A 26,061-nucleotide genomic window follows, 5' to 3' on the forward strand; every position below is an offset into this window, starting at 1 on the left:
GATTTGCAATGTTAATTGAATAATACCTAAAAATGAAAAAATTTATATTAGACGAAATTGATCATCAAATATTAGACATCTTAATTGAAAATGCAAGAACACCTTTTACAGACATTGCAAAGCAATTATTGGTCTCTGCAGGTACAATTCATGTGCGCGTTAAAAAAATGGAAGATGAGGGCATTATTCAAGGTTCTACACTTACATTAAATTATGAGAAAATGGGCTACTCTTTTATTGCTCATGTAGGTGTGTATTTAGAAAAAACTTCTATGACACAAAATGTTATTGAAAACCTTAGAAAAATACCTAATGTAACCGTAGCTTATGTAACTGCTGGTAAATATAATATTTTCTGTAAAGTAAGAGCCAAAGGCACCAATGATGCAAAAGATATTATCTATCAAATAGATGATGTACCTGGAGTAAACAGAACAGAAACTATGATTGCTTTAGAAGAAAGCATAAACGATAAAAAAAGAATGATGCATGCCATTTTTAAAGAATTATAGGCATAAATTCTATTCAAATACATCAAAATCTCTATTTAATTATAGAGATTTTTTTTGTTAAAAATCTCTATAAATTTTTAAATAATGTATATATTTAAATAAGTAAATCATATTATATTTTTTGTGTGAAAAACTTTCAAGAAACCCATAAAAGATTTTTTACTGGAGAAAAAAACGGAAAATTAGTATTAAAAATAATTGAATAGTGGAACAAGAACATTTTTTTCAATGCCCATATTGTTGGGAAGAAATTTCTATGATTTTAGACAGCAGTGTGCGCCAACAAACCTATATAGAAGATTGCGAAGTTTGTTGCAATCCCATAGAAATAACACCAAGTTTTAATGATGGAGAACTCATTGGTTTTCAATCTCAAAGCATAGAACAATAATTTTTAGAAGCTGTTTCCTGCTTTCACTACTCGCTTTGCACAAAAAAGTGCAAGAGCTCAAACAGACCGTTCAATCAGGGCTAGCACCGTTGGTTAGTTTTCTGCTTTTAGAAGAAATTTAAGATTATTTAAAAACTTATTGCAACGGATTTTGCCAAGAAAAACGCTCAAACAAAGTAAGCCAATCTTTAGGAAAAGGCGCTTTTAAAAGTAATTTCTCTAATGTAAACGGGTGTTGAAATTCTAATTTACCAGCATGTAAAAACAACTTGTCACAATTTAACTTTTCAGCAAACATTATATTATGGTTTTTATCGCCATATTTAGGATCGCCAAGTAAAGGATGACTAATTTTATTGCAATGCACTCTTAATTGGTGCATTCTTCCCGTTTGCGGTTTCATTTCTATTAAAGAATATCTAGAAGAATCGTAAGGTTTTACAGGAATCTCTAAAGTAATGTTGGCCAACGTTTTTAAATACGTTAGCGCCTCTTTATGAACATTGGCATCTCTACCTTTTACAGGCGAATCTATTTTTTTTTCATCTGGAGAAAAACCACGAACAATACCAAAATATACCTTTTCAATAGCGTTATTGGTAAACAATTCTTGAAATTTAGAAATAAAACTTTTTTCTTTTGCCAAAAGAATAATTCCAGATGTTTTTCTATCTAATCTATGAATTGGGTAAGTTTTAAAACCTTTTTCCCTTTCAATACTTTGTAAAAGAGCAGTTTCTTCTGCAACATTTCTAGAATGATGAGCATGATGTACCAACATATTATTCGGTTTACTAACGCATAAGATGTATTCATCTTCAAAAAGAACAGTTATACTCATTGTAGGTTTTTAAATTTCAAAAATAGTATTTAATTTATAGAGTTAATTGTAAGGAAGTATCAATTTTTAATACCAATTATATAACCTTTACTTTTATGATAATTTTAAAACTAAACTTTAATTAAAGTTGTAATTTTAACTACTAAATACAAGAAAATGAGAATAGTACTACTCTTTATAATAACTGGTTTTATAAGTTGTGTAAGCGCAAAACATAGCGCTACAGGCGCAGAAAAAAGTTTTTTAGAAAAAATAGTTTCAGAAAAAAAATTCGAAGTAGTGTTTGATAATGCAAACCCTTTAGCCGTTAATAGATTAATTGCTCTAGAGGGTTTATTGCCACCAGGAAGTAATGCAGCAAGCATAAATTTGGTAGGAAATTCAAATTATTTTAGAGTAGAAAAAGATAGCTTATCTATGTATATCCCTTATTATGGAGAACAACAAATAGCTAGAGGTTATAATGAAGATCCTGGTATTAAATTTAATGGAAAGCCTTCAAAAACAGCAATAACATACAATAGTAAAAAAGAAGCATACATTATTAAGTATTGGGCAAAGTCTGCCATAGAAAATTATATGTTAACCCTAACTTTGTACGCTAATAAAAGTGCTTTTTTAAGCGTAAATAGTAGTCACAGAACCAATATAAATTACAATGGTTCTTGGAAAGAATTGCCAGATAAATTAAAGGAGAAATAAACAAATGTTAACTACAAACCTCTAGATTTTAATTCTAAATATTTGTTTACAGTATCTCCTGTTAAATTTTCTGGCGTTGTTAAAACAGCAGCAATGCCGTATTTTTTCAATTCGTTTACAATGCTTATTTTTTCATACATAAATTTTTCTGCAATTATGCTATCGTAAACTTCTTGTAAATTATCTGTTTTAGAGTTTATTAAGGCATTTAGTGCAGTATTTTTAAAGAAAACTACTAAAACCAAGTGGTTTTTTGCCAAAGCCCGTAAATAATTAATTTGACGATTTAAACCATCCATAGTTTCAAAATTGGTAAAAACAATTAACAAACTTCTATGGGTAATTTTACGCTTTACAACGTTGTATAAACCGCCAAAATCCGACTCAGAAAAATCTGTTTTTAAATTATACAATGCCTCAGAAATTAATCGCATTTGACTGTTTCTTTTTTCTGCAACCACCAAATCTTCTAACTTTTTAGAAAAAGACAACATGCCCGCTTTGTCTTGTTTTCTTAAAATAATGTTGCTAATTGCTAAAGTGGCATTTATTGCATAATCTAATAAACTAAGACCGTTAAACTGCATTTGCATGGCACGTCCTTTGTCTATTATAGTATAAACAGGTTGCGATTTTTCTTCTACATATTGGTTCACCATTAATTGATTGCGTTTTGCAGTAGCTTTCCAGTTTAAGGTTCTAATATCATCACCAGAAACGTATTCTTTAATTTGTTCAAACTCTAAAGAGTGCCCAATTCTTCTTATTTTTTTTGTGCCATAACTAATGGCATTATTATGAAACGCTTTAAAATCGAAGTTTTTAAATTTTAAAAAGGAAGGATAACATTTTAAAACAACAGCTTGCCCTAAAACATATTTTTTAGTAGCCAATTGCAAAGGTGTATTTGTATAAATATTGGTTTCACCAAAATTATAAACACCTCTTTCTGTTGGTTTTACATCATAAAAAAAAGTTTTTACTTGATTTGGTAAAACATCTAAAGGAAAAATAAAATCTCTTTTTTGAAATTGAAATGGCAATTCTTCTATTATAGATAAATGACTCTTAAATGGATAGCTATTTTTTAAAACAATCGTAATTTTATTCACATCTCCATTAGACAAACGTTCAGGTAAATTTCTTTGTAAAGTTATTCCGTTTTTTAAACGATATAGCAAAAAAATATCAATGAAGGTTAAAAGATAAAGTATAAAAAGTAAAACCTTTGCCACCAGAAAAAATAAAGGCACAAAAAAACCAACCACAAACAATACAGCTACAATGCCTAGAGCGTAGAAAAAACGATTGTTTAAAAAAAGTGACTTATAAAGATTTTTCAATTTTATGGTTTTTAACTTTTAACTTTTGACTTTTGACTTTTGACCTTTGACTTTTGTTTTTTTTGTTTGTGGTTGCTGTTTATTACCATCAACTAAAACCAAACAATTCTTAATTATCTTGGTATTTCTACAGCCTCAATAATCTGATTGATAATTTGTTTGCTTGTAACACCTTCCATTTCTCTTTCTGGTGTTACAATTACACGATGCTCTAAAACAGGAATTGTAGCATTTTTTATATCTTCTGGTGTTACAAAATCTCTACCAGCTATTGCTGCAAATGCTTTACTTGCAGCTAAAATTGCAATACTAGCTCTTGGCGATGCACCCAAATATAAAAACGAATTGGAACGTGTATTTACTACAATATTAGTAATGTACTTTATTAGGTTTTCTTCAATAGTTACTTGCGTTACTAAATTTCTGAATTCCAATATTTTAGCACCAGAAATTACGGTTTCTATTTTACTAGTTTTGGTAACTTCTTTTAGCGCTTGTTCTCTAAGAATAATTTCAAATTCTTCTGCTGCATTTGGATATTCAACATTAATTTTAAATAAAAAACGATCTAATTGTGCTTCTGGTAATCTGTACGTTCCTTCTTGCTCAATTGGGTTTTGTGTTGCCAAAACCATAAAAGGTAAATCCATTTTATAAGTGGTACCATCTATAGTTACTTGTTGTTCTTCCATAACCTCAAATAAAGCGGCTTGTGTTTTGGCAGGGGCTCTATTAATTTCATCAATTAAAATCATATTCGAAAAAATAGGTCCTTTTTTAAACTCAAACTCTGTGTTTTTTTGATTGTAAACAGAAGTTCCTAAAATATCTGAAGGCATTAAATCAGGGGTAAACTGAATTCTACTAAAATCAATAGCAATAGTTTTAGAAAGTAATTTTGCAGTAATTGTTTTTGCCACTCCAGGAACACCTTCAATTAACACATGACCATCAGAAAGTAAGGCAACCAATAAAAGATCTAGCATATTTTTTTGCCCCACAATTACCTTTTTTAATTGTGTTTTTATTTGATGTACATTTTCTTGTAATTCACTTAAATCTATTCTATTGGTAAATGCCAAATCTGCATTATTTTCTTCCGGATTTGTATTCTCTATATTTGGTGTTTCCATAGTTATTTGTTTAAGAATTTTTCTATCATTTTATGTAATACAATTAGCTCTTCTTCAGAACATTCGGTTTTTTTATTTAAAGCGATAATTGTATGTATTAAATATTTTGTTTTTTGCAAATCATTGCCCGATTTTAAGGCTAATTTCATCATAAAATCGGCATTTAAATTGTTGGTATTTAGTAAATATTTAGAACGAATTTTTGCCAAGAAAAACGCTATTTTTTTGTCTACTAAATTTTTGTGATCCCCTTCATTTAAATACAAATTAGAAATGGTTTGTGTAAAGGCAACCGTTGTATTTTTTAATTCATTTATAATAGGTATGGCACGTTGTTTTCTTCTTGCGTTAAAAAGCATAAATAACAATAAACCTATAAAAGAAACCACTAAAAACCAAGTTAAGGTTTTATGTTTTAAAAAGAATTTAAAAATAGAAGGTTCTTTAGGTTTTGAGCCATAAGTGCTGTTTTTAATATGTTTATCCCATAAAATAGTTTGATTAGGAAGGTAAGAAAACAGATTTTCTACATAATTTTCTTTATCATTTAAAAGATAATAGTTAGTAAACACTACAGGATTTAAATGCAGGTAAAAAGCACCTTTACCATGATAGATTTTTATAAAATTTGGCAAATTTTCTCCTCCAATTTCTGTGGTTCCTAAAACAATGGTTTTGTTTGTATTGTATTCTAAAAAATAGGCTGTTCTAATGTTTCTTTCAAAATTAAAAACGGTGTCTTTAAATGCTTTGTTTTTTAACGAAAACTTACCCGATAATTTTTTTAAATTGGCTCTGTTGTATGCCATTTTATCTAAAGAGTTGGTTGTAAATTCTAAAGCATCTTTAAAATCTTTTCTAAAATAATTTAAAGCAATAAAAGCTGTATTTCCGTTTTTAACAAATTCTAACAAAGCTTTATTACCTTCTTTATTTTGTTTTAAAGCAAGGTCTTTTATAAGAATATAACTTTTTTTAGCAATAGAATCTTCGTTGTAATGAAACAAAGTATAATCGTAAAAATGTTCTTTTAAAATTTCTATATGTTGATTTTCAAATACATTTTCAGCTTCATTAAAAATAATATAATTACCAAACGGACTTTTTTCTTTTTCTTTATAATTTTCTGTCCAATTGGTTTTATTACAACTAGAAAAACATAGCATTACCATTAGAAAACTTAACAAATAATAGTACTTTTTATGCATCATTTTGTTAGGGTTTTAAAGGATACATATTTAGCTTGTACTTGGTAAAAGTCTGTAGCTTCAATAGAAAATTCGCCATACCAAACATAAGTGTATATGTAAGACAGGTAAGAGAAAGCATCTCTAACTTCTCCTTTTTCTAATTCAAATTTATACTCAGTATTGGTTTTGTCTTTATGATAATCTATTAATTTTTTACTAGACAAATCTTTTAAAATCAACAAATAATGATAACGAATTGCCAATCTATAATTTGTGTTTTCTATGGCGTTTTTTAATAAATTTTCTAAATCTATTTCATGAATATCGTCTTCTTCATAAATTAATTTTTCTGCTACTTTTTTGTTTCCTTTTTTAAAATTGAAGAAATTTAATTCTGCTCCTAAAACCAACTTCAATATTATAAACACAACAAAACCACCCAATAAAAACGGAAAAATGGTTTGTAAAAAAGAGGCAATTATTTTTAAGAATTTTAAATTTGGTGGAGTAGAGGGTTTTTGTTCTTTAATTTCTTCTTCAACATAAATAAAATCTTTGTTATTATATTTTTGCTTTAAATTTTCTTTAAAGTTGCGTTGTTTTGTGTAGTTTATCGATTTTACATATTTGGTAGTATCCTGTACAACAAAAGCGTTTTCTGTTGCTATAAAAGTACTGTCTTTTACTTTTTCTTGCGAAAAACCAAACCTAGTAATTAGTAGTAACAAAAAATAAACGAGTACCTTTTTCATTAACGCAATTGGTGTTTTTGAGCCACCTTAAATGGTAAAATTAAATAGTAATAGCCAATAGAAACCAAGCTGAATATAATAATTGCAAAACAAACAAAAGTGGGCATTATATTAGAATAACGCGTTACATAACCTTCTAAAAAAGCGGCAGCAATGGTAAAAGGAATGGTGCTGATAAAAATATAAAATGCGTCTCGCATGCCAATTTTAAAAGATTGCAAACGTTTTAAAGTACCAGGAAATAAAATACTAGCACCAATAATATAACCGGTTGCTGCTTCTATAATAATGCCAAAGATTTCATAAGTACCATGTATCCAAATGCCTTTAATACTATCAAAAAGACTGTTTTGTTGATAAAAAAAAGCTTGAAATACAGCTACCATAATTCCGTTTACAACCACATAATAACCAGTGCCTAAACCTAAAAATAAACCCGATAAAAACATGTTTAAACCCACTCTTTGGTTATTGTTATAAATGCCTATAAATGTGCCCCAATTGCTACCACCTTTATAAATGGCCATAGCATCGCCACTTTCAATGTTTTCTAGCGTTTGGTCTATATAATCATTTCCTAAAATTTGTCTGGCAAATGTTTCATCATTAAAAGTTGACAGTAAACCGATAAAAAAACAGATAAAAAAGAAGGCAAAAGATAAATAAAAGTATTTTCTATATTGATAGGCGAGTAGGGGCACCTTATCAAAAAAGAAATATAAAAAAGCGTTTTGATCTCTTCTTTTGGTTTGGTACACCTTATCAAAACTATGTTTTGCCAATTTATTTAAATAGGTGGTAACCTTACTTTTAGAGTAATAGGTTTGTGCATATGCCAAATCATTCATGATTTTTATATGCAGGTTGGCTATGTTGTCTGGACTTTTTTTAGTTTTATTTGAAATAACTTGTTCAAATTCGAGCCATTTTTCTTTATTTTGCTTAATAAAAGCGATCTCTCTCATTAAGAGCGAATTTAATCATTGCATGAAAACACTCCAAATAAAAACGGCTCAAAATGTAAATATAAAATTTACTGTTGCTAATGCAGGCCAACGCTTGTTGGCTTTTGCAATAGATAATGTAGTAAAATTTGCTTATGTTTTTTTTATATATTATGTATTTGATTTTCAAGCAATAGAGGGGTTGTATGCCAATGATAATTGGACTAAAAAAGCCATAAGCATCTTAATTTTAGTGCCTGCAACGTTTTATACATTATACCAAGAAATTTTATTTAGTGGCCAAACGTTGGGTAAAAAATTATTAAATTTAAAAGTAATTAATACAGATGGTTTTAAACCCAGTACTACAGATTTTGCAATTCGTTGGTTTTTAAGAATTGTAGATTTTAATTTATTTATATTGCTTGCTGTGTATATTTATTCTAGTAACACAGATACAACCAAGCAGGTTTTAATGGGAGTTGTTTTTTTGTTGGGAAAATTGGTGGGATTGTTCTTAATTGTTTTTACGAATAAAAATCAGCGTTTTGGAGATATAATTGCCAATACCATTGTAATTGATACCAAAGACGCCGCTAAATTTTCTGATACTATTTTAGAAGAATTGGTAGAAACGTATAAACCAACGTATCCTAATGTTATTCAATTGTCTGATAATGATGTGCGTATTATTAAAGATACGTTTAAATCTGCTAGAAAGTTTAACGATTATAAAACCCAGATTAAATTACGCTCTAAAATTATAGAAGTAACAGGTATTGTGAGTAAACACAAAACAGATGCTGAATTTATAACAGCCATATTAAAAGATTACAATTATTATACAGAGAAGATGTAGTTTATAGTTTGTTTTGGGATTGTAAAATATTCTATTTAACATAATATAAATTATAATACATCATTAAGACTAGTCTGGTTATTGTCATTGTACATAATTCTAACATTACCGTCATTGGTTGTAGTTTTTAACCAGAAACTAATTGTTTTTGGTAAAAAGGGATTTGAGCTAGTAACTTTCCAACTAAATTTGCTGTAGGCACTTGAGCATAAGATAAGCTGACAATCAACAACATGAAATAAAGTAGTTTATTTTTCATTTTAAATAGTTTATGTATTTTAAAAATCAAAAGAAAAATTATAATATGAAGTGTTAATATTTTGCTTTATGAATGTCAATATGGCTTTGTGAATGAAAATAAGTAAAACTAAAACCCTCAAAATTCAATTGAATTTTGAGGGTTTTATAATTGTAAAAGATTATAAACTAATTAGCTATTTGTAGAATAAAGTCTTTAATTTTTTTCTGAGACATTAAACCATATTGAAAAATTTTGGTTTTGGTTGTTTTACTACCAATAGTTCTTTCTGCCTCAAGCAAATGATAAACCCCATTAATTGCCTTTGTAGGCATTTTATTTTGAGAATATAATGCAAAATGTAAAATAAAAACAAAAATGTATTTTAAATTTTTCATGTTATTCTATAACAGTTAATTGATATCTATAGTAGCTCCACATCCTGAATTTGCACTATATACTTTAGTATTGGTAGTACTATAATTATTGCTTCCGCCAGATTTTGTTTTTACCTGTAAGTAAGCATTTGTATCACAACTCCAAGTTGCTGTACTACCACTGTCTATTCTTGTACCTGGATTACGACTTCCAGATTTACCTACATAGATGGTGCTACCTGTATTATTGCGAAGTGTTACTGTATTTCTTGCTTTTGCACTTTGATAATTTTGCTCGTTCTGCTTTATTCTTCTTTGTAAATCTTTATACTCGGGTGTAGCTTTTATAGAGTCGTTGTAACGCTTAATTTCGGCGTCTCCTGCATTGCGTGCTGCTTTTATTTTAGCAATATCGCTTTTATCTTTTGCAGTAAGTTTATAGGCAGCCTGTTTTGCTTGCATTGCTATTACATAATTGGTAAACTTATCTACAAGGTTTAAACTTTTTAAATATTTATGCGTTGAGCTAAGTCCGATACTATTTAGTTTATTTTTCATTTTAGTTAAAAAACCACCTTTCTTTTTTTTCTTTTTAGTAGTAGTTTCAGCATTTTTAACTAGTGCATAGATTTTTGTGATGTCATTAACAGATGGCATGTCGTTATCTGAAATTTTATCTAATACAAAAATAATTTCGTCTACAACAACATACCCTTCTTTTGTACGGGTATGTTTCATGCTCATAGTAAGAGGATAGCTATCCATTCTACCATAATCACTTAATTCTGTTTCGCCAATTTCTCCCCAATCTTTTGCTACTGGTTTTCCAACAAAACCTACAGGAATTCCATTAGCTATACGTACTATATTTACTTTAACTTTAGGTAACGATCTTCCAAAATTACAAGAACCATCTCCGTTTGGTGATATCCCTGTAAAACCTTCGTAAATTGCATTTTCTCCATTAGCTTCAAGAGCTTTAAAGAGTGATTTTTGTGCTTGTAGTGTTATGCTGAGTAAAGCACACATACTAAGTAAAACTATTTTTTTCATCTATTTAAGTTTTTGTATTATTTTGTTTTAGTGAGAGTTGACTATTGCTTACCAAATGTCCATAATGGGTTTCATTATTTATTTTATGATGTTTATTTTTTTATACGGACTATATCTTAATTCGTCTGTTGAAGAACCTTTTAATCTTAAAAAATACTCTCCTGTGTTTGGAATTTGCGTTATAAAATTTGGTGTAAGGATTGAATAACCTACTACACTATTATCTGTTACAAATCTACTTGTTGTAACTTCTCCTAACTTATTTAAATTTAAATCATAGATTTCAACACTTAAATCTAGACCATTGGCAAGTGCCCAAGACCCTCCAAAGAAAAAATCGAATCTTCTTTTAGTAGGTAAGTTTAATTCGAACAAAACTGCTGCACTTGTTGTTCTTTCTGCAGAAAAGAAAAAAGTATATAAAAAACTATCTTCATCTCCATCTACCATAATATAAGGTCTGTCTGGGGCGGTCGGAGGAATACTAATTTCTAATTCAGTATTACTTTCTTTTTCTACAATATAGGCTTTATAAGTATCTTCTTTAGCTTTAAACTGTTCTTTTACAAAATCTAATATATTAACAGTAGCATTGGTATCATCTATTTTAGAAAACTGAAGTGGTAACGTATATTCTTCCTTTAACACATCTCCTTTAATTTTTATTTCATAATTGTAGGTACTATTATATCCTTCTACAGATACTTCTGCTTCCCAAAAGTTGTTAACTACATTTCCTAAATCATAAAGAAAGTAGGTGTCTCTGAAGTTCGCGAATGTTTTTGTGAAATAGGCTTTTGTAATGCTTTTTTCTTTTGAAGTTTCATCAATGTTATCATCATTATCTCCACAAGACACGAATTGTAAACCAATTATTAATACGAATAATCCCTTTTTTAAATTTTCCATTTTTTTATTATTTAAATATGAATTGCAATAGTAATTGTTGATACTTATTTTAAGAGAAACTAATTAATGAATAGCAAATTGGGTTTGTGAAAGGAAAATTACATAATATTATTTCATTAAAAAAGCTTTTTAAAAGGCATAGATACAATAACCCTAGTTCCTTGTGAAGCGTTGTTTTTCTTCAAATCTTCAATTACATAACCAACTTTAGTAGCGTATTGTTTTTGGAAAATTTTTAAGCGTTTTTTTATAGAGCTTAAAGCAAAAGATTCGTGGTGGTTATCTTGTCTAATTTTTATCTCCTTACTTTTTTTTCGCCCAATACCGTTATCAGTAATAATGCATTGTAATGCTTCATCAGTTAAATTAAAGACCACAGAGAGTTCTTTTTTTCCAGTTTGGTGCATTAAACCATGTATTAAGGCATTTTCAATAAACGGCTGAATTAATAACGAAGGTATCTCTAAAGCTTCTGCTGAATCAAAAGAAATAGTATAGTTAAAATCGTCTCCAAAACGAAGTTTTTCTAATTGTAAGTAAATGTTTAAGAATTCGATTTCTTTTTCGATTGGAATAAAATCTTGATTGGAATAATTAAGTGTGTTACGTATTAATTCAGCAAATAATACAATGTAGTCGTAAGAGGTGTCTATATCTTGTTTTAAAACTAAATCTTGTATAGAATTTAAAGCATTGAATATAAAATGAGGGTTCATTTGTGAGCGTAACGCTGTTAAATTTTGAGAAATTAATTCTTTTTCTAAGTTTATTTTTTCTAATTGTACAAGACGCTCTTTTTCTTTATTTCTTATTTTTCGCTTAAAGTAAAGCACCACGCTACCCAAAACAATCATTGAACTACCTAATATAAACCACCAGGTTTTCCAAAACGCTTTTTTTATGGTGAATGTTAACTCTTCTATGTTATATTCATTTTGGTTTCCTTCAATATATGGCTGTACCTGAAATGTGTATTTTCCTGATGATAAACTGTTGTACTTTACAGTACTTACTCCAGTCTCTGTTGTAGACCAATTATTATTTATTCCTTTTAATCTGTATTTGTATTTTCCGTTTTGATGAAATGAAAATCCTTTAACGTTAAAGCCAATTTTTATCGTATTTTGAGTATAGTCTAAAGTATATGCTGATTTTATCGGTGTATCTTTCTCATTAATTTGAAGTTCGTTAAAGTAAATATCTGGATTATATGTTTTAAAGGTTTTTGTCTTATCTAAATAAAATAATCCTACATTAGACGCGAAAAACACAAGGTTGCCAATAAATTCTATACCTGAAATATCATAAGAAGGAACACCTTCTTTTTTGGTTAGTTTTTTAAATTGTAAAGTGGTTGCATCAAACTTTTGAATGCTATTTTCTGTAACAATCCATAGTTTATTTTTATGGGCTTTAATTGTTGAAATATTATTTGAGGTTAATCCATTTTTAATGGTGTAATGTTTTACTACAGTATTGTTTTTTATTCCTAAAACACCCTCTTTAAAAGTGCCAACCCAAATAACGCCGTTGGCTGTTTTAGTTATCGATTTACAGTAGATTGCATTATTTTTATATTTAATTGTTTTGGGAGTCCAAAGACTGTCATACACCATTAGACCATCTACATAAGAAATATATACTTCTTTAGTTTTCTTATTATAAAAAGAGGAATAAGTTCTTTTTTCTTCAGAAATAAAATTAAGTATTTCTTTATTTGATTTTAAGTCTGATTCCTTTAATAATTTGGCATGCAAATGATTTGTGTATAATAAATCACCATTATCTATATTTAAGAAACTTTTGGCATTATTAAAGGTCCTAGTTTTTATGTTTTTAAGCGTTTTATAATTTATTACATAAGAAGATTGATCTTTGCCTACAATAATATTTCCACTTGGGTGGTATATAAGATTTGAAACTCTATCTTTAGTAGGTAAGTTTATAATTTTTGACTGATGATTATTAGTATTATAAAAACCAATATTACCATTTTTGAGTCCAAATAATAAGGTACTGTCATTTATTTTATCTAAACTGCTAATGTTTTTATTTATAGTTGAGATATTCCCTTGTTCAATATTAATATTTGGTATTATATAAATACCATTGTTTAAAGTAGTGCACCAATAGTTATTATCTTTATCTTTTATAATGTTAGTAACATTTATATCATTTAAAAAATGGTTTTTTAAATAAAAATGGTTTTCAATGTATTCATATACCCAAACTCCGTTTCTAGTTCCAAATCAAATTTTATTATTGGTTGTATATGATTCATAAATTTGTAGGTTAGCTACTTCTTTAAGCCCTTTTACAGCCTGAAAACTTTTTTTTGTAGTATTAAATTGAAAAAATGTATTAATATTATCTCTATTTTGTCTTAAAAACATAGAGTCTCCAATGTTAAATATTTGAGATTTTTGTTGAACAATTCTACGACCTTTACTATTTTTAAGTGCTAAGTTTGTTTTTATTAAAGTTTTAAGGGTGTTGTCTGCTGAAATTTCGGAGATGAAATCGTCTGAGCTCAAAAAAATAGAGTTATTAGCTAAAAAAGGATTTCCATAACGCTTTGTAGAGTCATTAATAACAGTAATAGCTTTAGTTTTTATGTTTATTTTATAAATCTTTATTGCTGTAAATACCCATAAATAATTGGGTTTAACAACAAAGCTTGCTAATTCTCCTTTTAACTGTTCTTTTAAATCAGTAAAAAGTTTTAATTGATTGTTTTGTGTGTAAAAAAACTGTCCAGAAATATTATTACACCATATATTTCCTAAATAATCTTCTTGAACATTAAAAGTTGACAACCCTTTTTGTTCGGAACTGGTATAACTTTTATATGCTTTGCCATCATAACGAAATAGTCCCCTATCTGCACATAGCCATATAAAACCTTTACTATCTTCAAGAATGTCATAAAGCTCTTTATTTGGTAATCCTTCTTTTTCAGAGAGATGTATTGTTACCGGTTCTTGAGACAGTACTAAAAAAGAGGTGAAAAAAAAGATCAGTATTAAAACTTTAGATTTGAAATACGATATTTTGGACAAAAAATTATTTAAGAACTTTTTCAAAATCTTCTATCTTGTTTCTTGATATTTTCGTTTTAAGACTTCCGTTTGCTAAAGTGACTAGTAGCTCTGTTTTATGTAATAATTCAACAAAATTTAAATTGATAATCCATCCTCTATGAGAACGGAAAAAAGAAAGTTCTTTTAAAAAGATTTCTTCAAAATATTTAAGGTTTTTACTAGTAGTGATTTGTTTGTTTTCTTTTAAATGAATTACACTATATGAACCACTAGCTTCAATAGCTACTATGTTTTTTAAATCAACAATATGTCTATTTCCTAATTCTGGAATTACTATTTTTTTATAATTTTTATCTTTTATAGTTTTTAATAATGATTGGTAATCAATTAATTGATTCTTCTGTTTTAATTTTTCTTCTAATTTTTCAAGTGCTATATTTAGTTTAGTTCTATCAATTGGTTTTACTAAATAATCAATAGCATTTAGTTCAAATGCTTTTATAGCGTATTTATCATAAGCTGTTATAAAAATAATTTCGAAATCAATTTTATCAAAAAACTTTACAATTTCATAGCCCGCGTAATTAGGCATCTGTACATCTAAAAAAACAACGTCTGGTTGAAGTTCTTTAATTTTTTTTACACCTTCTTCTAAATTACTACAAGTAGAAATGATATTTATGTTTGTTGTAGCTCTATTTAATAAGTTTACTAAAACATCTCTAGCTCTTTGTTCGTCGTCTACAAGTACTGCTTTTATTTGAGTCATAATCACAAAAGTAAAAATAGCTAATTACGTATAAGGAAAAGACTTTATAAAAGAAAAATTGGGTTTGTAAAGTAACTAATTTTCGAATTAATGTAAAATTACAAGAAATAATCTTATTCCACACACATTACACTACTCTCGTATCGTCGCTTCGTAAAAAGAGTGTTCCATTAACTTTGTAAAAGAAACTTTTGATAATAATTTTTTTCAAGAACTACAGTAACAACTTTCGCTTTTAACCAAAGCTCAAGTTACATAAAGCAGAACATTATAGTACAAATATATAGTAATTTCTGTATAGCCGTTTTTTAGGCTATTTAATCATAATATCAGATATAACACCTTTAGGTTTATATCGATAGATATTATGTTAAAGGAAATTACGGCTTATTAACTTCTAGATAGTATTTGAAAGCTATAATTCTCTATTATGTAAAGAATCTTGTATTTGGTATTATGCAATGATATTTTTTAAATACGTTATTATAAGAAACATCTAGAATATTAAAATTTGAAGCTATAATTTGCCATTATATAAAATTGCCTCTTGCAAAAACGCTCGATTGTTTTTTAAAAATAATTATGCTAATGCAGTAATTTTTTTGGATAAACTTTATAAGAATAGCAGGAACAACATAGAATAGAACAAAAGCACAAAATTATCAGATTTAATTTTTTCATAATTATTATTAAAAAATTTGTATTTGTATGGTCGTGTTCCTAAAACATTTTTACTTTTGGGTTAATCAATCTTATTTTGTTTTCTACTTTAGAAGAAAATTAAGTAAATTCACTTGAAATTTATTTTGATGTTCTGAATTGGTAAAAAACACATAACCCACTTTTTTCTCTACATTAAACATATAAAGTCCTGTATGACTTAAGTTATCACCTCCGTGAGAATAAGTAGTTCCATATTCAGAATATTCTATAACAATACCCAAACCATATTTTTGTTCTTTAGATCTACTAGTAGCAAGTTTTCTTGATTGTATTTTTAACAATTCATCGTGGCTTTTTTCTGATATAATTTTATTGTTTATAAGCGCCAATAAAAACTGTGAGAACTCTTTAGAATCTGTTTGTAAACTAGAAGATGCTTTAAAATTAGGGTCTTTTGCGCTATTACCATATCCTTTATTTAGTTTTCCTCTAAAATGACCATCTACTCTATGTTTTTCTATATAATCGTTCCAAACAAAGCTACTGTTGTTCATACTAAGAGGTTCAAAAACCTCCTTTTTTATCAAATCTTGTAAATCATTCTTTTGTATGCCTTTTAAATGCGCAACAACTAATGCCAAATACTCATAACCTTCTCCTGAATATTGAAATTTAGTTCCTGGTTCAAATTTTATAGTTAGCTTGCCTTTAGGGTTATAATTTCCTTTTTCATCTAAATATCTCCAATTAGGAAAACCACTTGTATGAGATAATACCATTCTAGCAGTAATAGACTTATATCTATCATCATAAGCAATATCGGGATATTCCATATAAGTGTACAATGGTGTATCTAAATCAAGTAGTCCATCATCTACCATTTTTAAAACAAAAAAGCTAAATACGGTTTTAGACATAGAGGCTGCATCAAAAATAGTAGCATCATTTACTTTTTCTTGATTTTCAATGTTTTTAACTCCTAATGCTGATTGATATACTATTTTATCATCATTTATAAATGCTATAGAAAGACCTGGCATATTTAGAGAGTCCATTTGCTTTTTTATAAAAGCATCCATTGTAGATTTTGAAATAAGGTTTCCATTAAAAGATCGAATAGAAATTTCTGAATTTACTTTACAAGATGATATTGCTATACTTAATATAAATAATAGGTATACTGTTTTATTTTTCATTTGGTTATGTTTATTTATACGTTTTATTTACTCGAGAATAATCTCCATTTTCATCTAAAAAGACTAGGCTACCTCCTACTTTCTTAGGAAGTATGATTAAAAGAGAAATATCTGGCGCTAAAAAAGTGTTTTCATCTACAGGAATAAGTTGATGTCTTTGATTATCAATTTGAATGAATAATTTTTTGTGTTCGTTCGTTATTATAACAAAATGGTTTTTCCAATCATATTGACCTGCGTATTCATTAAAATCTTTACCTTTATTATCATAAATTTCATAAGCAGATGGCTTAAAATAATCCCAATTATATTCTTTTGCAGTTGCTCTTATAATATAATCAAACAACTGTTGTGTATTCACTCCATTAGCCATCATAATAATTGCTTGTTCCTTTTCTACAGAGCCGAAAATAACAGAAGTAAAACCATAATTTTGACCTGTATGCCTAAAAGCGATATCTTCTACATCACGTTTCCAGTTTAATAAAGTGAAACCTAGTTTTTTAAGATTACCTCCTTTATTAAATATCTCTTTGGTTATTTTTTGTGATACTAATTTATGACTTCCTTTATGATGGTCTGTAAGTAAAGTGTGAGTAAACTTAGCCAAATCGTCTGGAGTTGTCCAAATACCTCCTGCAGCTTTAAATGTAATAATATTATAAGGTTGTGGTTGCAAATTCTCTGAATAACCAGTAGCTTTTGTTGCCAAAAGGCGTTTAGGTATTGGTTGAATAAATGAGCTGTTTTTCATTCCACTTGGTTTAAAAACCAATTCATCTATAATATCTTCAAACTTTTTATTGGTAACATCTTCCATTAATTTTTCTAAAATTAAATACCCAGGATTTGAATATCTATAGGTAGAACCTGGAACTGAAATTAATTTTACAGCTGGGTGTTTAGATGGTTTTTCTCCTCTTAATGTTTGTTCTATTGTAGGTAGCTTTTCATAAGGCATATAATTAGAGCCATAATACCTATTAAAACCTGATGTATGCCCAATTAATCTTCTGAGCGTAACTTTTTCTTTTTTTGTAAATTCATTTGTTGGTACTTTCCATCCTTTTAATTTATTATTTACATCTTCATCTAAATTTAAAATTCCTTTTTCAGCTAAGTTTAATGCAGCTACACTAGTTATTGGTTTTCCTAATGAAGCACCTGTAAATACAGTTTTATCATCTATTTTTATTGAGTCTTTAAGATTTGCATACCCATAATTCTTAGACCAAGAAATTTTGCCTTTATCAACAAAAACAATTCGAAGACCAGGCACTTTATATTCTTGCATTACATCTTCTACACGCTTTGGTTGTATTTTATTTTTTAAATAGTAGAATGGAGTTAAATTATTTACAATATGTTCTCGATGCAAAATTATAGGGTCTTCAATTTTACTTTCGGAATTGTTTTCTTTAGGTTGTTGACAAGAAAATAAATTAGAAAGCACTAATAGAATAAAAAATACTTTTTTCAATGTGATTAATTTTAAAGGTTAAATTGAGTACAAAGATTTCATAAAATACTTTTTCAAAGCAATTTATATGAATAATTTAGTCTTTTTGAATGCAAAAAGACTATTTAGATGCTGTTTTTTTTAAATGCTGATGGCGAAAGGTCAGTTTCCTTTTTAAATATTTTAAAAAAGGTACTTCTAGATTTAAAACCACAAGACTCCCCTATTCCTTCCATTGTGTATTTATTGTATTCATTAGAGCGTAATCTTTTTTTGGCTTCTTCAATTCTATACTTATTAATTAAATCATAAAAAGATATTTGCATTTCATTATTTAAAAATGTAGAGAGACTTCTTTCTGATAAATTGATTTCTTCGGATAAAATTCTTAATGTTAAATCAGAATGTAAGTATAGTTTTTTTTGATCAAGTATCTTTTCAATTTTTAATTTTAAAGCAGAAAAATCTTCTGATTTTTTTGATTTATATTCTTTTTTTGTGAACGGTTTTTCAATGATAAAATAAGGCAGAAAAATTGTAGATTGTTTTAAACCATTATAACCTAAGATAATTATTGCAATAACTAAAAATATGAGGGTAATAAAATCATCCCAGAAAACATTATACTTAAAGAAAATTTCTAACAATGTAATAATTAAATCTACAGTAATTACAGCAGAAATACTCAATAAAAAAAACTGTAACCAAGAAAAATCTTTTTCTTTTATATCTGAATAATGTTGTTTCATAGTTTTTTTTACATGATAAAACAATTTTAAAGATAAGATACAATAGAAAATAAAAAATAAATCTTTTATTAATGTAATGTTTACATATCTATAAATCTTATATAGATACGTAAACGTATCTGGCTCTGTAAATATATTAACAAACCTAGGAATCGTATAAATTAGAAAATAGATTAAAAAAGGAATAAAATGAAACCATTAAACCATCGGATATTATACAATGCAGAATAAGAGTGAAGAATGTTTATCAATATAAATATCCAGAATACAATTAATAACTTTTTAGGAATATCTTTCTTCTTAAGTCTTATTAAACCCGCTAAAACAAAAAGTGTTAATAATATTCCTGTTGTAAGTATGAAATTAACTAATATTTCTAATGATTGCATATAGCTAACAAATGTAGTATTTTAATTAGCTTTGATTTTAAATTATAAAAATTAATTATCATTCCACACACATTCCCACTTCTCTCCTATCGTCGTTTCGTAAAAAGCGTATTCCATTACATTTTTAAATAAATTTTTAGAAGAAAAAAAAAAGAAAAATTGAAGATTTAACTTCGCTTTTTACCAAAGCAAAGTAACATAACGCAGAACATTATAGTTCGTTTATATAATAATTTCTGTATTGACGTTTTTCCGGCTACTCAATATAAAATTACATATAATGTCTTTAGATTTATAGTAATAGATTTTGTGTTAAAAGAAGTTGTGTGTAATTTCAGAGCATCTTAGATATTTACCTACTATTGGGTATTGAATTTAATTTCATCACAACTAAATTTACAAATTAACTAAAACATATAAAAGATGAAAAAACGCTTATTTTTAAACTTAACATTTTTATTATTTACAATTGGAATATTTGCTCAGAGTTCAGGCTCTTTTTCAGGAACATTAGTTTTTACAGATGCTGAAGATATTTTTTCTTTTACCTCTACTGGTAATGGAACTTATAATTTTACTGGAACTTATACTGGAAATGGAAATTGGATATCTTCAGTGGCCTATATTGGTTCTTTAAATAATTATAATATTGGAAATGTAAATGGTTCAAGTGGTTCTTTGAGTTTTTCCACAGGTTGTGTGGAATCTGGACAAACTATAAATCTCTTAATTAATGCATCAGTTGATACTAATGAATCTTTTAGTTATCAAATTAATTATCAATTTACACCAATGACATATTCTACAAACGAAATAGAACCTAATGATACTTTTGCTCAAGCAATTAATACAATTGAAAACACAAATTATGAAGGTTGGTTTAATTTAGCCAATGGTCAAACAGAAAATGATAGTGATGATTGGTACAAATTTACATCCCCAAGAAATGGTAAATTAAGTATATCAGTTATTAATGGAGGTGAATCAGGGGGTACAATAATACCAAATTTATATAACAGTAATAACTTAAATCAAATAATTACACCAACATCTTTTGAACAAAATGGAAATACAAATATTAGGGTTTTTAATAATTTTAATTTTGAAAATCAAGAATTTGGAATTGAATTAGGAGGCAACTGTTTAAGTTATCAAATGAGCTGGAAAATTGAAGATAATACATTAGATATAGAAAAATATAGTTTAGAAAATTCAATAAAATTATTTCCAAACCCAGTTTCAAATAGTTTAAGCGTTACAATTAACAACAATTTGAATATTGAGAAAGTTGAAATTATTGAAATTACAGGGAAATTAATAAAGAAAACTAATTTAATTAATAATTCCATTTCTACTCAAAACTTGAAAAGTGGAATTTATTTTGTGAAAATTCATTCAGATAAAGGAATTATAACTAAAAAAATTATAAAATCTGAATAAAAAACTACACACAACAGCGTGTATAATTCATTGCTAGTTTTAGTCTACTTACGAAAATCCTCGCGGATTTTCTATTCGGTTTTTATTTGCTAACTTTGGTGCTTAAACACGCAACGAAATCATACACATCAACGTTACTAGATATTGGAATTAAATTTGTAAAAAAATACCTACAAAGAAAATCCGTGAAGATTTTTTAAGTAGGCAATTTGTAAGTAATAAATTATATAGCGTTTTATAGGTAATTGTTATTCATTTAAAACGATTATTGTTTCAATAACCTTATTTTTTTTGTCAACCTTTACTTTTGTAATATTTCCATTTTTCATATAATTCATAAATGCAGTTTTTTTTAGAATCTAAGTTCAACTCATAAGTGCAACAGATAAATTTAAAACACTTGAAGTAATCACTCCAAGTGTTTGGGGTCAAACACCTAAATTTGTCTTGGATGAAAAAATATAAGCAATTAACCTTAGCACAAAGGTATCAAATAGAAGCGTTATTACAAGCAGGAATAACTCAAACATCAATAGCTATCCAATTAGGTGTTGATAAAAGCACTATTAGTAGAGAGTTAAAAAGAGGTATTGCTTTACGAGGCAGAACAGCTGGAGAATATATAGCCGCCAATGCCGAACGTAAAACAAGAAGTAGACATAAACATAAGTTTAAAAGAGTATTATTAACAGCTGAATTAAAATCTTCTATAAGAGCAAAGATGATAGTAGACAAATGGAGTCCAGAACTTATCTCTAAGAAATGGAAGCAAGAAAATATTCCAATAGTCTCACACGAAACTATCTATAAATGGATATGGGAATCCAAACACACAAATACTAAAGAAAATAAGCCTTATAAGGAGCTTTATAAAGAATTAAAACACGGAAAAAGAAGACAAAAAAGGGGAAATATCAAAGATACAAGAGGAGCTATAAAAGATCGTGTACACATCTCAGAGCGTCCAGCGATTATTGAAAAAAGGCAACGAATTGGAGATTTAGAAGCAGATTTAATGATGGGGAAAGATCATAAGTCAGCACTATTAGTACTTACTGATAGAACAACTTTAATTACTATGATAGATAAATTAACAGGAAAAACAGCCTATGAAGTGACTTCTACAATTAAAAAAAGGTTAAGTAGGTTTAGTTCTAGCTATATTAAAACTATAACTTTTGATAATGGAAAAGAGTTTGCTGGACATAAAGAAATTGCAAAAGAATTTAACGTAAAAACATACTTTACAACACCTTATACATCGCAAGAAAAAGGAACTGTAGAAAACAGAATTGGAGTAATCAGAAGATTTTTCCCAAAGAAAACAGATTTAAATAAAATCTCTAATCAAAGAATTAAACAAGTAGAATTATCAATTAATAATAGACCTATTAGAAAATTCAATTATCTTAGTCCTATTGAAACTCTAAATAATAAGTTTGTTGCGCTTATGAGTTGAACTCAGCGAATTCTCTAAAGTAACTTTCACATATTTTGTATCAACTCTTTTTAAAGAACCTGTTAATGCATCAACTCCCCAGCCTATAATACTGAAACCATTTAAAATACTAACTAGATTGAATTTACTGTCCATAACAATTACCTTTTCCTTATAATTTTCTAGTTTAAAATCAATTCTGTCTTCCGCTTTTACTTTTAATTGAATTGGTGTTTGTCCTTTTTCAAACCCATTTACAAAAACCTTTGCTCCAGGAGGATCACTTTCAAACATTACTTTCCTTTTTGAACCCGTAAAAATTGATGCGCAACTTGTAGTTAGCATAATTGTCATTGCCATTGCAATAATTGATAATTTTTTTTTCATTATAATAGTATCTAATTAAATTTACTTATTTCTTTTTTTAGTCTTTTTTCAGTTTAATTCCGACTTTTTCCGTATAATTTATTACGATACAAAAAAGATAAATTTTGATTAGATTTTATTACGGGTTTCCTCATTTCGACTTAAATATTATTTAAGTTACTTGTTTTCAATAAGGTGAAATTTAAATTTGTTGAGGAAAGTTATTGGATGGAGGAAAGATTAGCTTAATTACCTAAGAAGTCTAGTATAAGGCCCACAAATTAAGCAAGTGTTTTTGCTAGAGTTTTATTGGCTATTTTTTGGGCTCTAAACAAAGTTTTTATTGCATCAGGACGCAGTACCAATTGCATCAGCATCCGATAAGTATTGCGTCCTGATGCAATTTTTAGTGTAAAATCAGTAAAATATTACCCAACCATTCCTGTTATAAAAATATCTACGTATTTTTTCATTTTAGATAATATTCTATCGCCAATTTCGCGTGCTTTTAAAATACTTGGTCTATTGTCTAAACATTTAAAAATGTCTTGTCTAATGGGTTCTTGACCGTTAAACGTATAGCTTTTTATTAGGGCATTAAATTGTTTTTGGTCTAAATTTTCTTCTTCGCAGATTTTAGACAATGCTTTAATTCTTTCTTCTTGCCAATACTTTTCAAATTCTTCGGTAATTTTATCTGCGTCTTTTATTTTAGGTAAGTTTTCTTCTATAAATTTCTCTATCAATTCTTTTTTACTTCTTAATTTGATATCACCACCCAATAAATCTATAATCGCTTTCTTTTGTTTTTTAGCTTCTGTAGTATCAGCAGTTTTTAATTTGACCAATAACTGTAAAATATAAGCTACATTAATTTCATCTCTATGAATTAATTCCAATTCAAAATCGATATCATTTAAAATAGATGCTTTTTCTGCAGGATTGTTGGTTTTTATCCTTTCGTGGATGTCTAAATATTTGCTTTTAAAGTTTTCAAAATCTTGTTCATTAATACCTAAATCTTCCCAATTGAAATCTACATAAGATTCTAATACGTTTTTTGCTCTTAAAACTCGTCTAAATGCTTGTACAAAAGCCAATTGTTGGTCTTCTCCTTGTAAACCGTCTACACTTTTATAGGTTGGTGTAATGCTTAATAAATGGTCTAAAGCTTCATCAAATTTTGTAGCAATATCTTTATAAGGTGGTGTAATTATGGTTTCACTAGCATCTTTGTTAGAAAATAAAGTAATGGCTTCATCTGTAGCCTTTTTTAAGTTTCTAAAACATAAAATATTTCCTTGTGATTTTTTTTCGCCTAAAATTCTATTGGTTCTAGAAAAAGCCTGAATTAAACCATGGTGTTTTAGGTTTTTATCTACATACAAAGTGTTTACTTTTTTAGCATCAAAACCTGTTAACATCATATTTACTACAATAACCAGGTCTAACCTGTCTTTGGCATCGTTAAAGTTTTTCTTTTCTCTATCTTTTAAACGTTTGCTAATGTCTTTAAAATAATCTTCAAATAATTTACTATCTTTTGTAGAAAACTTAACGTTATACATTTTGTTATAATCTGCAATAAAAGCATCTAATTTTTCTCTAGAATGACTAGAACTGTAATCAATTTCTGTTTCTGCAGCTTTAGCCATTTCATCTTCTGGTAAATAATCTTGTGCATCTTCATTGGCTTCATTAGCACCGTAAGAAAAAATGGTCGCTATTCTTAAATTGTGTGCTCCTTCCCTCTTTTTTTCTTGAAAAATATCATAATATTTTATCAAAGTTTTAATATCGGAAACAGCAAATAAGGCAGAATATTCTTTATTAAACGTTTTTGTACCATGGTAAGCAATTATATAATCTACAATTTTACGCAGTCTTATTTCGTCTTTAAAAACTGCTGCTTTGTCTATATCTTCTACTTCTATATCTAATAAAGTTCTGTTTTTTTGCTTGTATCTGCCAATGTATTCAATTCCAAATTTTAAAACATTATCGTCTGCAATGGCATCTGTAATTACATATTTGTGCAAACACTCTCCAAATAAATCTTTGGTGGTTCTTTTACCCAATTCGTTTTTAGAGGCATTGTCTGCAAAAATTGGTGTTCCTGTAAAACCAAATAATTGGCTATTGGTAAAAAAATCGGTAATTTTTTTGTGTGTATCTCCAAACTGACTTCTATGGCATTCATCAAAAATAAGCACCACTCGCCTATCTTTTAAATTTGCTAATTGCCTTTTATATTGGTCTTTAGAAATGGCATTATTTAGCTTTTGTATGGTAGTTAATACCAATTTAGAAGTATCTGCCAACTGTTTTACCAAACTGCCAGTGTTATTGGTAACATCTACACTATCTTTTTTGAAAGAATTAAATTCTTTCATAGTTTGATAGTCTAAATCTTTTCTATCTACCACAAACAACACTTTATCAACCTCTGGCAAATCCATAATAATTTGGCTTGCTTTAAAACTTGTTAAGGTTTTACCAGAACCTGTAGTGTGCCAGATATAAGCATTATCTTTTGTAGTTTGTACTTGTTTTACAAGATTTTCTACAGCATAATATTGGTAAGGCCTTAACACCATTAAAATTTTATGCGTTTCGTTTCTAACAATATATTTAGCAATCATTAACCCTAAATGGTTTGGGTTTAAAAAAGCACGGGCAAAATGGGTTAACTCATGGATGTTTTTATTGTTTTCATCTGCCCAAAAAAAAGTTTGTTTTACAGATTGTAAGGCATTATTAGCTAAATATTTAGTATTTACGCCATTGCTAATTACAAATAATTGTACATACTGAAACAAACCATAATTAGACCAGAAAGAGTGTTTTTGATAACGATTAATTTGGTTGAACGCTTCTTTAATTTCTAAACCACGTCTTTTGAGTTCTATTTGTACCAATGGCAAACCATTGACTAACAAAGTAACATCATACCTGTTTTTATAAGTACCTTCTTGTGTAATTTGGTTGGTTACTTGAAACAAATTGTCTGTCCAAACTTCACTATTAAAAAAACGAATGTAGGTAGCTTCTCCCCTGTCGTTCTCAAACTGAAAACGACCTCTTAAAGTCTTTGATTTTTCAAATACATTGCCTTTTTCTAAGTGATTTAAAACCTTTTGAAATTCTTTTTCTGAAAAAACACAATTATTAAATTGTTCTAGTTGATGTTTTAAATTAGCTACCAAGGCAGAACCATCTAAAACTGTTACATTTTGATAGCCTAAACCTACTAATTGTTGAATTAGTTTGTTTTCTAGTTGCAATTCTGATTGTTTGGTCATTTTCT

Annotated in this window: 24 protein-coding genes; 6 read left to right on the forward strand and 18 right to left on the reverse strand. The window is 27.9% G+C overall.

Features of this window, described 5'->3' with window-relative positions; all coding sequences use genetic code 11:
• Window positions 1-32 precede the first annotated feature (32 nt).
• Window positions 33-512, forward strand: coding sequence for a winged helix-turn-helix transcriptional regulator (locus tag Q0762_RS04345; protein ID WP_298764029.1), 480 nt, complete (start codon window positions 33-35; stop codon window positions 510-512).
• Window positions 513-717: 205 nt separating this feature from the next.
• A complete protein-coding gene (locus tag Q0762_RS04350; RefSeq protein WP_298764032.1) occupies window positions 718-903 on the forward strand; it encodes a CPXCG motif-containing cysteine-rich protein in 186 nt (61 codons plus the stop codon).
• A 136-nt stretch (window positions 904-1,039) separates the two neighbouring features.
• Here Q0762_RS04350 and Q0762_RS04355 read toward each other — a convergent pair whose 3' ends face one another.
• A complete protein-coding gene (locus tag Q0762_RS04355) occupies window positions 1,040-1,744 on the reverse strand; it encodes a pseudouridine synthase (RefSeq protein WP_298764036.1) in 705 nt (234 codons plus the stop codon).
• A gap of 156 nt (window positions 1,745-1,900) precedes the next feature.
• Between Q0762_RS04355 and Q0762_RS04360 the strand changes: the two genes are divergently transcribed.
• Window positions 1,901-2,446, forward strand: a complete 546-nt coding sequence (locus Q0762_RS04360; RefSeq protein ID WP_298764039.1) for a DUF4251 domain-containing protein — start codon at window positions 1,901-1,903, stop codon at window positions 2,444-2,446.
• An 11-nt stretch (window positions 2,447-2,457) separates the two neighbouring features.
• On the opposite strand, the gene Q0762_RS04365 is transcribed toward Q0762_RS04360, so the two are convergent.
• The 5 genes from Q0762_RS04365 to Q0762_RS04385 all read right to left on the reverse strand — a co-directional run bounded on the left by Q0762_RS04365 (window position 2,458) and on the right by Q0762_RS04385 (window position 7,829).
• Complete coding sequence (locus Q0762_RS04365; RefSeq protein ID WP_298764041.1) at window positions 2,458-3,789, reverse strand: DUF58 domain-containing protein; 1,332 nt, start codon at window positions 3,787-3,789, stop codon at window positions 2,458-2,460.
• Between the two features lie 113 nt (window positions 3,790-3,902).
• Window positions 3,903-4,922, reverse strand: coding sequence for a MoxR family ATPase (locus tag Q0762_RS04370; RefSeq protein WP_298764043.1), 1,020 nt, complete (start codon window positions 4,920-4,922; stop codon window positions 3,903-3,905).
• Window positions 4,923-4,924: 2 nt separating this feature from the next.
• Complete coding sequence (locus Q0762_RS04375; RefSeq protein WP_298764045.1) at window positions 4,925-6,133, reverse strand: hypothetical protein; 1,209 nt, start codon at window positions 6,131-6,133, stop codon at window positions 4,925-4,927.
• Window positions 6,130-6,864, reverse strand: a complete 735-nt coding sequence (locus Q0762_RS04380) for a hypothetical protein (protein WP_298764048.1) — start codon at window positions 6,862-6,864, stop codon at window positions 6,130-6,132. The genes Q0762_RS04375 and Q0762_RS04380 overlap by 4 nt, the downstream gene beginning before the upstream one ends.
• Window positions 6,864-7,829 (reverse strand): stage II sporulation protein M, encoded by a 966-nt coding sequence (locus tag Q0762_RS04385; protein WP_298764050.1) that lies wholly within the window; start codon window positions 7,827-7,829, stop codon window positions 6,864-6,866. The genes Q0762_RS04380 and Q0762_RS04385 overlap by 1 nt, the downstream gene beginning before the upstream one ends.
• Before the next feature lie 22 nt (window positions 7,830-7,851).
• Here Q0762_RS04385 and Q0762_RS04390 point away from each other — a divergent pair, with 22 nt between their 5' ends.
• Window positions 7,852-8,667 carry an RDD family protein gene (locus Q0762_RS04390; RefSeq protein WP_298764053.1) on the forward strand — a complete coding sequence of 272 codons (816 nt, stop codon included), beginning with the start codon at window positions 7,852-7,854 and terminating at the stop codon, window positions 8,665-8,667.
• A 127-nt stretch (window positions 8,668-8,794) separates the two neighbouring features.
• Here Q0762_RS04390 and Q0762_RS04395 read toward each other — a convergent pair whose 3' ends face one another.
• The 10 genes from Q0762_RS04395 to Q0762_RS04440 all read right to left on the reverse strand — a co-directional run bounded on the left by Q0762_RS04395 (window position 8,795) and on the right by Q0762_RS04440 (window position 19,121).
• On the reverse strand, window positions 8,795-8,926 hold the full coding sequence (locus tag Q0762_RS04395) for a hypothetical protein (protein ID WP_298764055.1): 132 nt from the start codon (window positions 8,924-8,926) through the stop codon (window positions 8,795-8,797).
• Window positions 8,927-9,093: 167 nt separating this feature from the next.
• Complete coding sequence (locus Q0762_RS04400; protein ID WP_298764058.1) at window positions 9,094-9,303, reverse strand: hypothetical protein; 210 nt, start codon at window positions 9,301-9,303, stop codon at window positions 9,094-9,096.
• Window positions 9,304-9,318: 15 nt separating this feature from the next.
• The gene (locus tag Q0762_RS04405) at window positions 9,319-10,335 is read right to left on the reverse strand and encodes a hypothetical protein (protein WP_298764061.1); all 1,017 of its coding nucleotides are present in this window, start codon (window positions 10,333-10,335) and stop codon (window positions 9,319-9,321) included.
• 78 nt (window positions 10,336-10,413) lie between these two features.
• Window positions 10,414-11,244: a hypothetical protein gene (locus tag Q0762_RS04410; RefSeq protein ID WP_298764063.1), complete on the reverse strand. Its 831-nt coding sequence runs from the start codon at window positions 11,242-11,244 to the stop codon at window positions 10,414-10,416.
• 116 nt (window positions 11,245-11,360) lie between these two features.
• On the reverse strand, window positions 11,361-13,001 hold the full coding sequence (locus Q0762_RS04415) for a sensor histidine kinase (protein WP_298764065.1): 1,641 nt from the start codon (window positions 12,999-13,001) through the stop codon (window positions 11,361-11,363).
• A 492-nt stretch (window positions 13,002-13,493) separates the two neighbouring features.
• Window positions 13,494-14,303, reverse strand: a complete 810-nt coding sequence (locus tag Q0762_RS04420) for a hypothetical protein (RefSeq protein WP_298764067.1) — start codon at window positions 14,301-14,303, stop codon at window positions 13,494-13,496.
• A gap of 4 nt (window positions 14,304-14,307) precedes the next feature.
• Complete coding sequence (locus Q0762_RS04425) at window positions 14,308-15,054, reverse strand: response regulator (protein ID WP_298764069.1); 747 nt, start codon at window positions 15,052-15,054, stop codon at window positions 14,308-14,310.
• Window positions 15,055-15,818: 764 nt separating this feature from the next.
• Window positions 15,819-16,913: a serine hydrolase gene (locus Q0762_RS04430; protein WP_298764073.1), complete on the reverse strand. Its 1,095-nt coding sequence runs from the start codon at window positions 16,911-16,913 to the stop codon at window positions 15,819-15,821.
• A 10-nt stretch (window positions 16,914-16,923) separates the two neighbouring features.
• Complete coding sequence (locus tag Q0762_RS04435) at window positions 16,924-18,393, reverse strand: serine hydrolase (RefSeq protein ID WP_298764075.1); 1,470 nt, start codon at window positions 18,391-18,393, stop codon at window positions 16,924-16,926.
• 104 nt (window positions 18,394-18,497) lie between these two features.
• Complete coding sequence (locus tag Q0762_RS04440; RefSeq protein WP_298764076.1) at window positions 18,498-19,121, reverse strand: AraC family transcriptional regulator; 624 nt, start codon at window positions 19,119-19,121, stop codon at window positions 18,498-18,500.
• Window positions 19,122-19,933: 812 nt separating this feature from the next.
• Here Q0762_RS04440 and Q0762_RS04445 point away from each other — a divergent pair.
• Together Q0762_RS04445 and Q0762_RS04450 are read left to right on the forward strand one after the other, a co-directional pair.
• On the forward strand, window positions 19,934-20,950 hold the full coding sequence (locus Q0762_RS04445; protein WP_298764077.1) for a T9SS type A sorting domain-containing protein: 1,017 nt from the start codon (window positions 19,934-19,936) through the stop codon (window positions 20,948-20,950).
• 451 nt (window positions 20,951-21,401) lie between these two features.
• The gene (locus Q0762_RS04450; protein ID WP_298764079.1) at window positions 21,402-22,409 is read left to right on the forward strand and encodes an IS30 family transposase; all 1,008 of its coding nucleotides are present in this window, start codon (window positions 21,402-21,404) and stop codon (window positions 22,407-22,409) included.
• Here Q0762_RS04450 and Q0762_RS04455 read toward each other — a convergent pair.
• Together Q0762_RS04455 and Q0762_RS04460 are read right to left on the reverse strand one after the other, a co-directional pair.
• Window positions 22,377-22,775 carry a PEGA domain-containing protein gene (locus Q0762_RS04455; RefSeq protein WP_298764081.1) on the reverse strand — a complete coding sequence of 133 codons (399 nt, stop codon included), beginning with the start codon at window positions 22,773-22,775 and terminating at the stop codon, window positions 22,377-22,379. The genes Q0762_RS04450 and Q0762_RS04455 overlap by 33 nt on opposite strands.
• A gap of 407 nt (window positions 22,776-23,182) precedes the next feature.
• Complete coding sequence (locus Q0762_RS04460) at window positions 23,183-26,056, reverse strand: type I restriction endonuclease subunit R (protein ID WP_298764083.1); 2,874 nt, start codon at window positions 26,054-26,056, stop codon at window positions 23,183-23,185.
• Window positions 26,057-26,061 lie beyond the last annotated feature (5 nt).

Origin of the sequence: uncultured Polaribacter sp., from assembly GCF_947495205.1 — a bacterium.
In the GTDB taxonomy this organism is placed as follows: domain Bacteria; phylum Bacteroidota; class Bacteroidia; order Flavobacteriales; family Flavobacteriaceae; genus Polaribacter.

What these genes read in the sequence shown, in the direction of transcription:
- Q0762_RS04345 (WP_298764029.1), top strand. Translation starts at nt 33, where the DNA reads ATGAAAAAATTTATATTAGACGAAATTGATCATCAAATATTAGACATC.
- Q0762_RS04355 (WP_298764036.1), bottom strand. Translation starts at nt 1,744, where the DNA reads ATGAGTATAACTGTTCTTTTTGAAGATGAATACATCTTATGCGTTAGT.
- Q0762_RS04360 (WP_298764039.1), top strand. Translation starts at nt 1,901, where the DNA reads ATGAGAATAGTACTACTCTTTATAATAACTGGTTTTATAAGTTGTGTA.
- Q0762_RS04370 (WP_298764043.1), bottom strand. Translation starts at nt 4,922, where the DNA reads ATGGAAACACCAAATATAGAGAATACAAATCCGGAAGAAAATAATGCA.
- Q0762_RS04375 (WP_298764045.1), bottom strand. Translation starts at nt 6,133, where the DNA reads ATGATGCATAAAAAGTACTATTATTTGTTAAGTTTTCTAATGGTAATG.
- Q0762_RS04380 (WP_298764048.1), bottom strand. Translation starts at nt 6,864, where the DNA reads ATGAAAAAGGTACTCGTTTATTTTTTGTTACTACTAATTACTAGGTTT.
- Q0762_RS04385 (WP_298764050.1), bottom strand. Translation starts at nt 7,829, where the DNA reads ATGAGAGAGATCGCTTTTATTAAGCAAAATAAAGAAAAATGGCTCGAA.
- Q0762_RS04390 (WP_298764053.1), top strand. Translation starts at nt 7,852, where the DNA reads ATGAAAACACTCCAAATAAAAACGGCTCAAAATGTAAATATAAAATTT.
- Q0762_RS04395 (WP_298764055.1), bottom strand. Translation starts at nt 8,926, where the DNA reads ATGAAAAATAAACTACTTTATTTCATGTTGTTGATTGTCAGCTTATCT.
- Q0762_RS04400 (WP_298764058.1), bottom strand. Translation starts at nt 9,303, where the DNA reads ATGAAAAATTTAAAATACATTTTTGTTTTTATTTTACATTTTGCATTA.
- Q0762_RS04405 (WP_298764061.1), bottom strand. Translation starts at nt 10,335, where the DNA reads ATGAAAAAAATAGTTTTACTTAGTATGTGTGCTTTACTCAGCATAACA.
- Q0762_RS04410 (WP_298764063.1), bottom strand. Translation starts at nt 11,244, where the DNA reads ATGGAAAATTTAAAAAAGGGATTATTCGTATTAATAATTGGTTTACAA.
- Q0762_RS04425 (WP_298764069.1), bottom strand. Translation starts at nt 15,054, where the DNA reads ATGACTCAAATAAAAGCAGTACTTGTAGACGACGAACAAAGAGCTAGA.
- Q0762_RS04430 (WP_298764073.1), bottom strand. Translation starts at nt 16,913, where the DNA reads ATGAAAAATAAAACAGTATACCTATTATTTATATTAAGTATAGCAATA.
- Q0762_RS04440 (WP_298764076.1), bottom strand. Translation starts at nt 19,121, where the DNA reads ATGAAACAACATTATTCAGATATAAAAGAAAAAGATTTTTCTTGGTTA.
- Q0762_RS04445 (WP_298764077.1), top strand. Translation starts at nt 19,934, where the DNA reads ATGAAAAAACGCTTATTTTTAAACTTAACATTTTTATTATTTACAATT.
- Q0762_RS04450 (WP_298764079.1), top strand. Translation starts at nt 21,402, where the DNA reads ATGAAAAAATATAAGCAATTAACCTTAGCACAAAGGTATCAAATAGAA.
- Q0762_RS04455 (WP_298764081.1), bottom strand. Translation starts at nt 22,775, where the DNA reads ATGAAAAAAAAATTATCAATTATTGCAATGGCAATGACAATTATGCTA.
- Q0762_RS04460 (WP_298764083.1), bottom strand. Translation starts at nt 26,056, where the DNA reads ATGACCAAACAATCAGAATTGCAACTAGAAAACAAACTAATTCAACAA.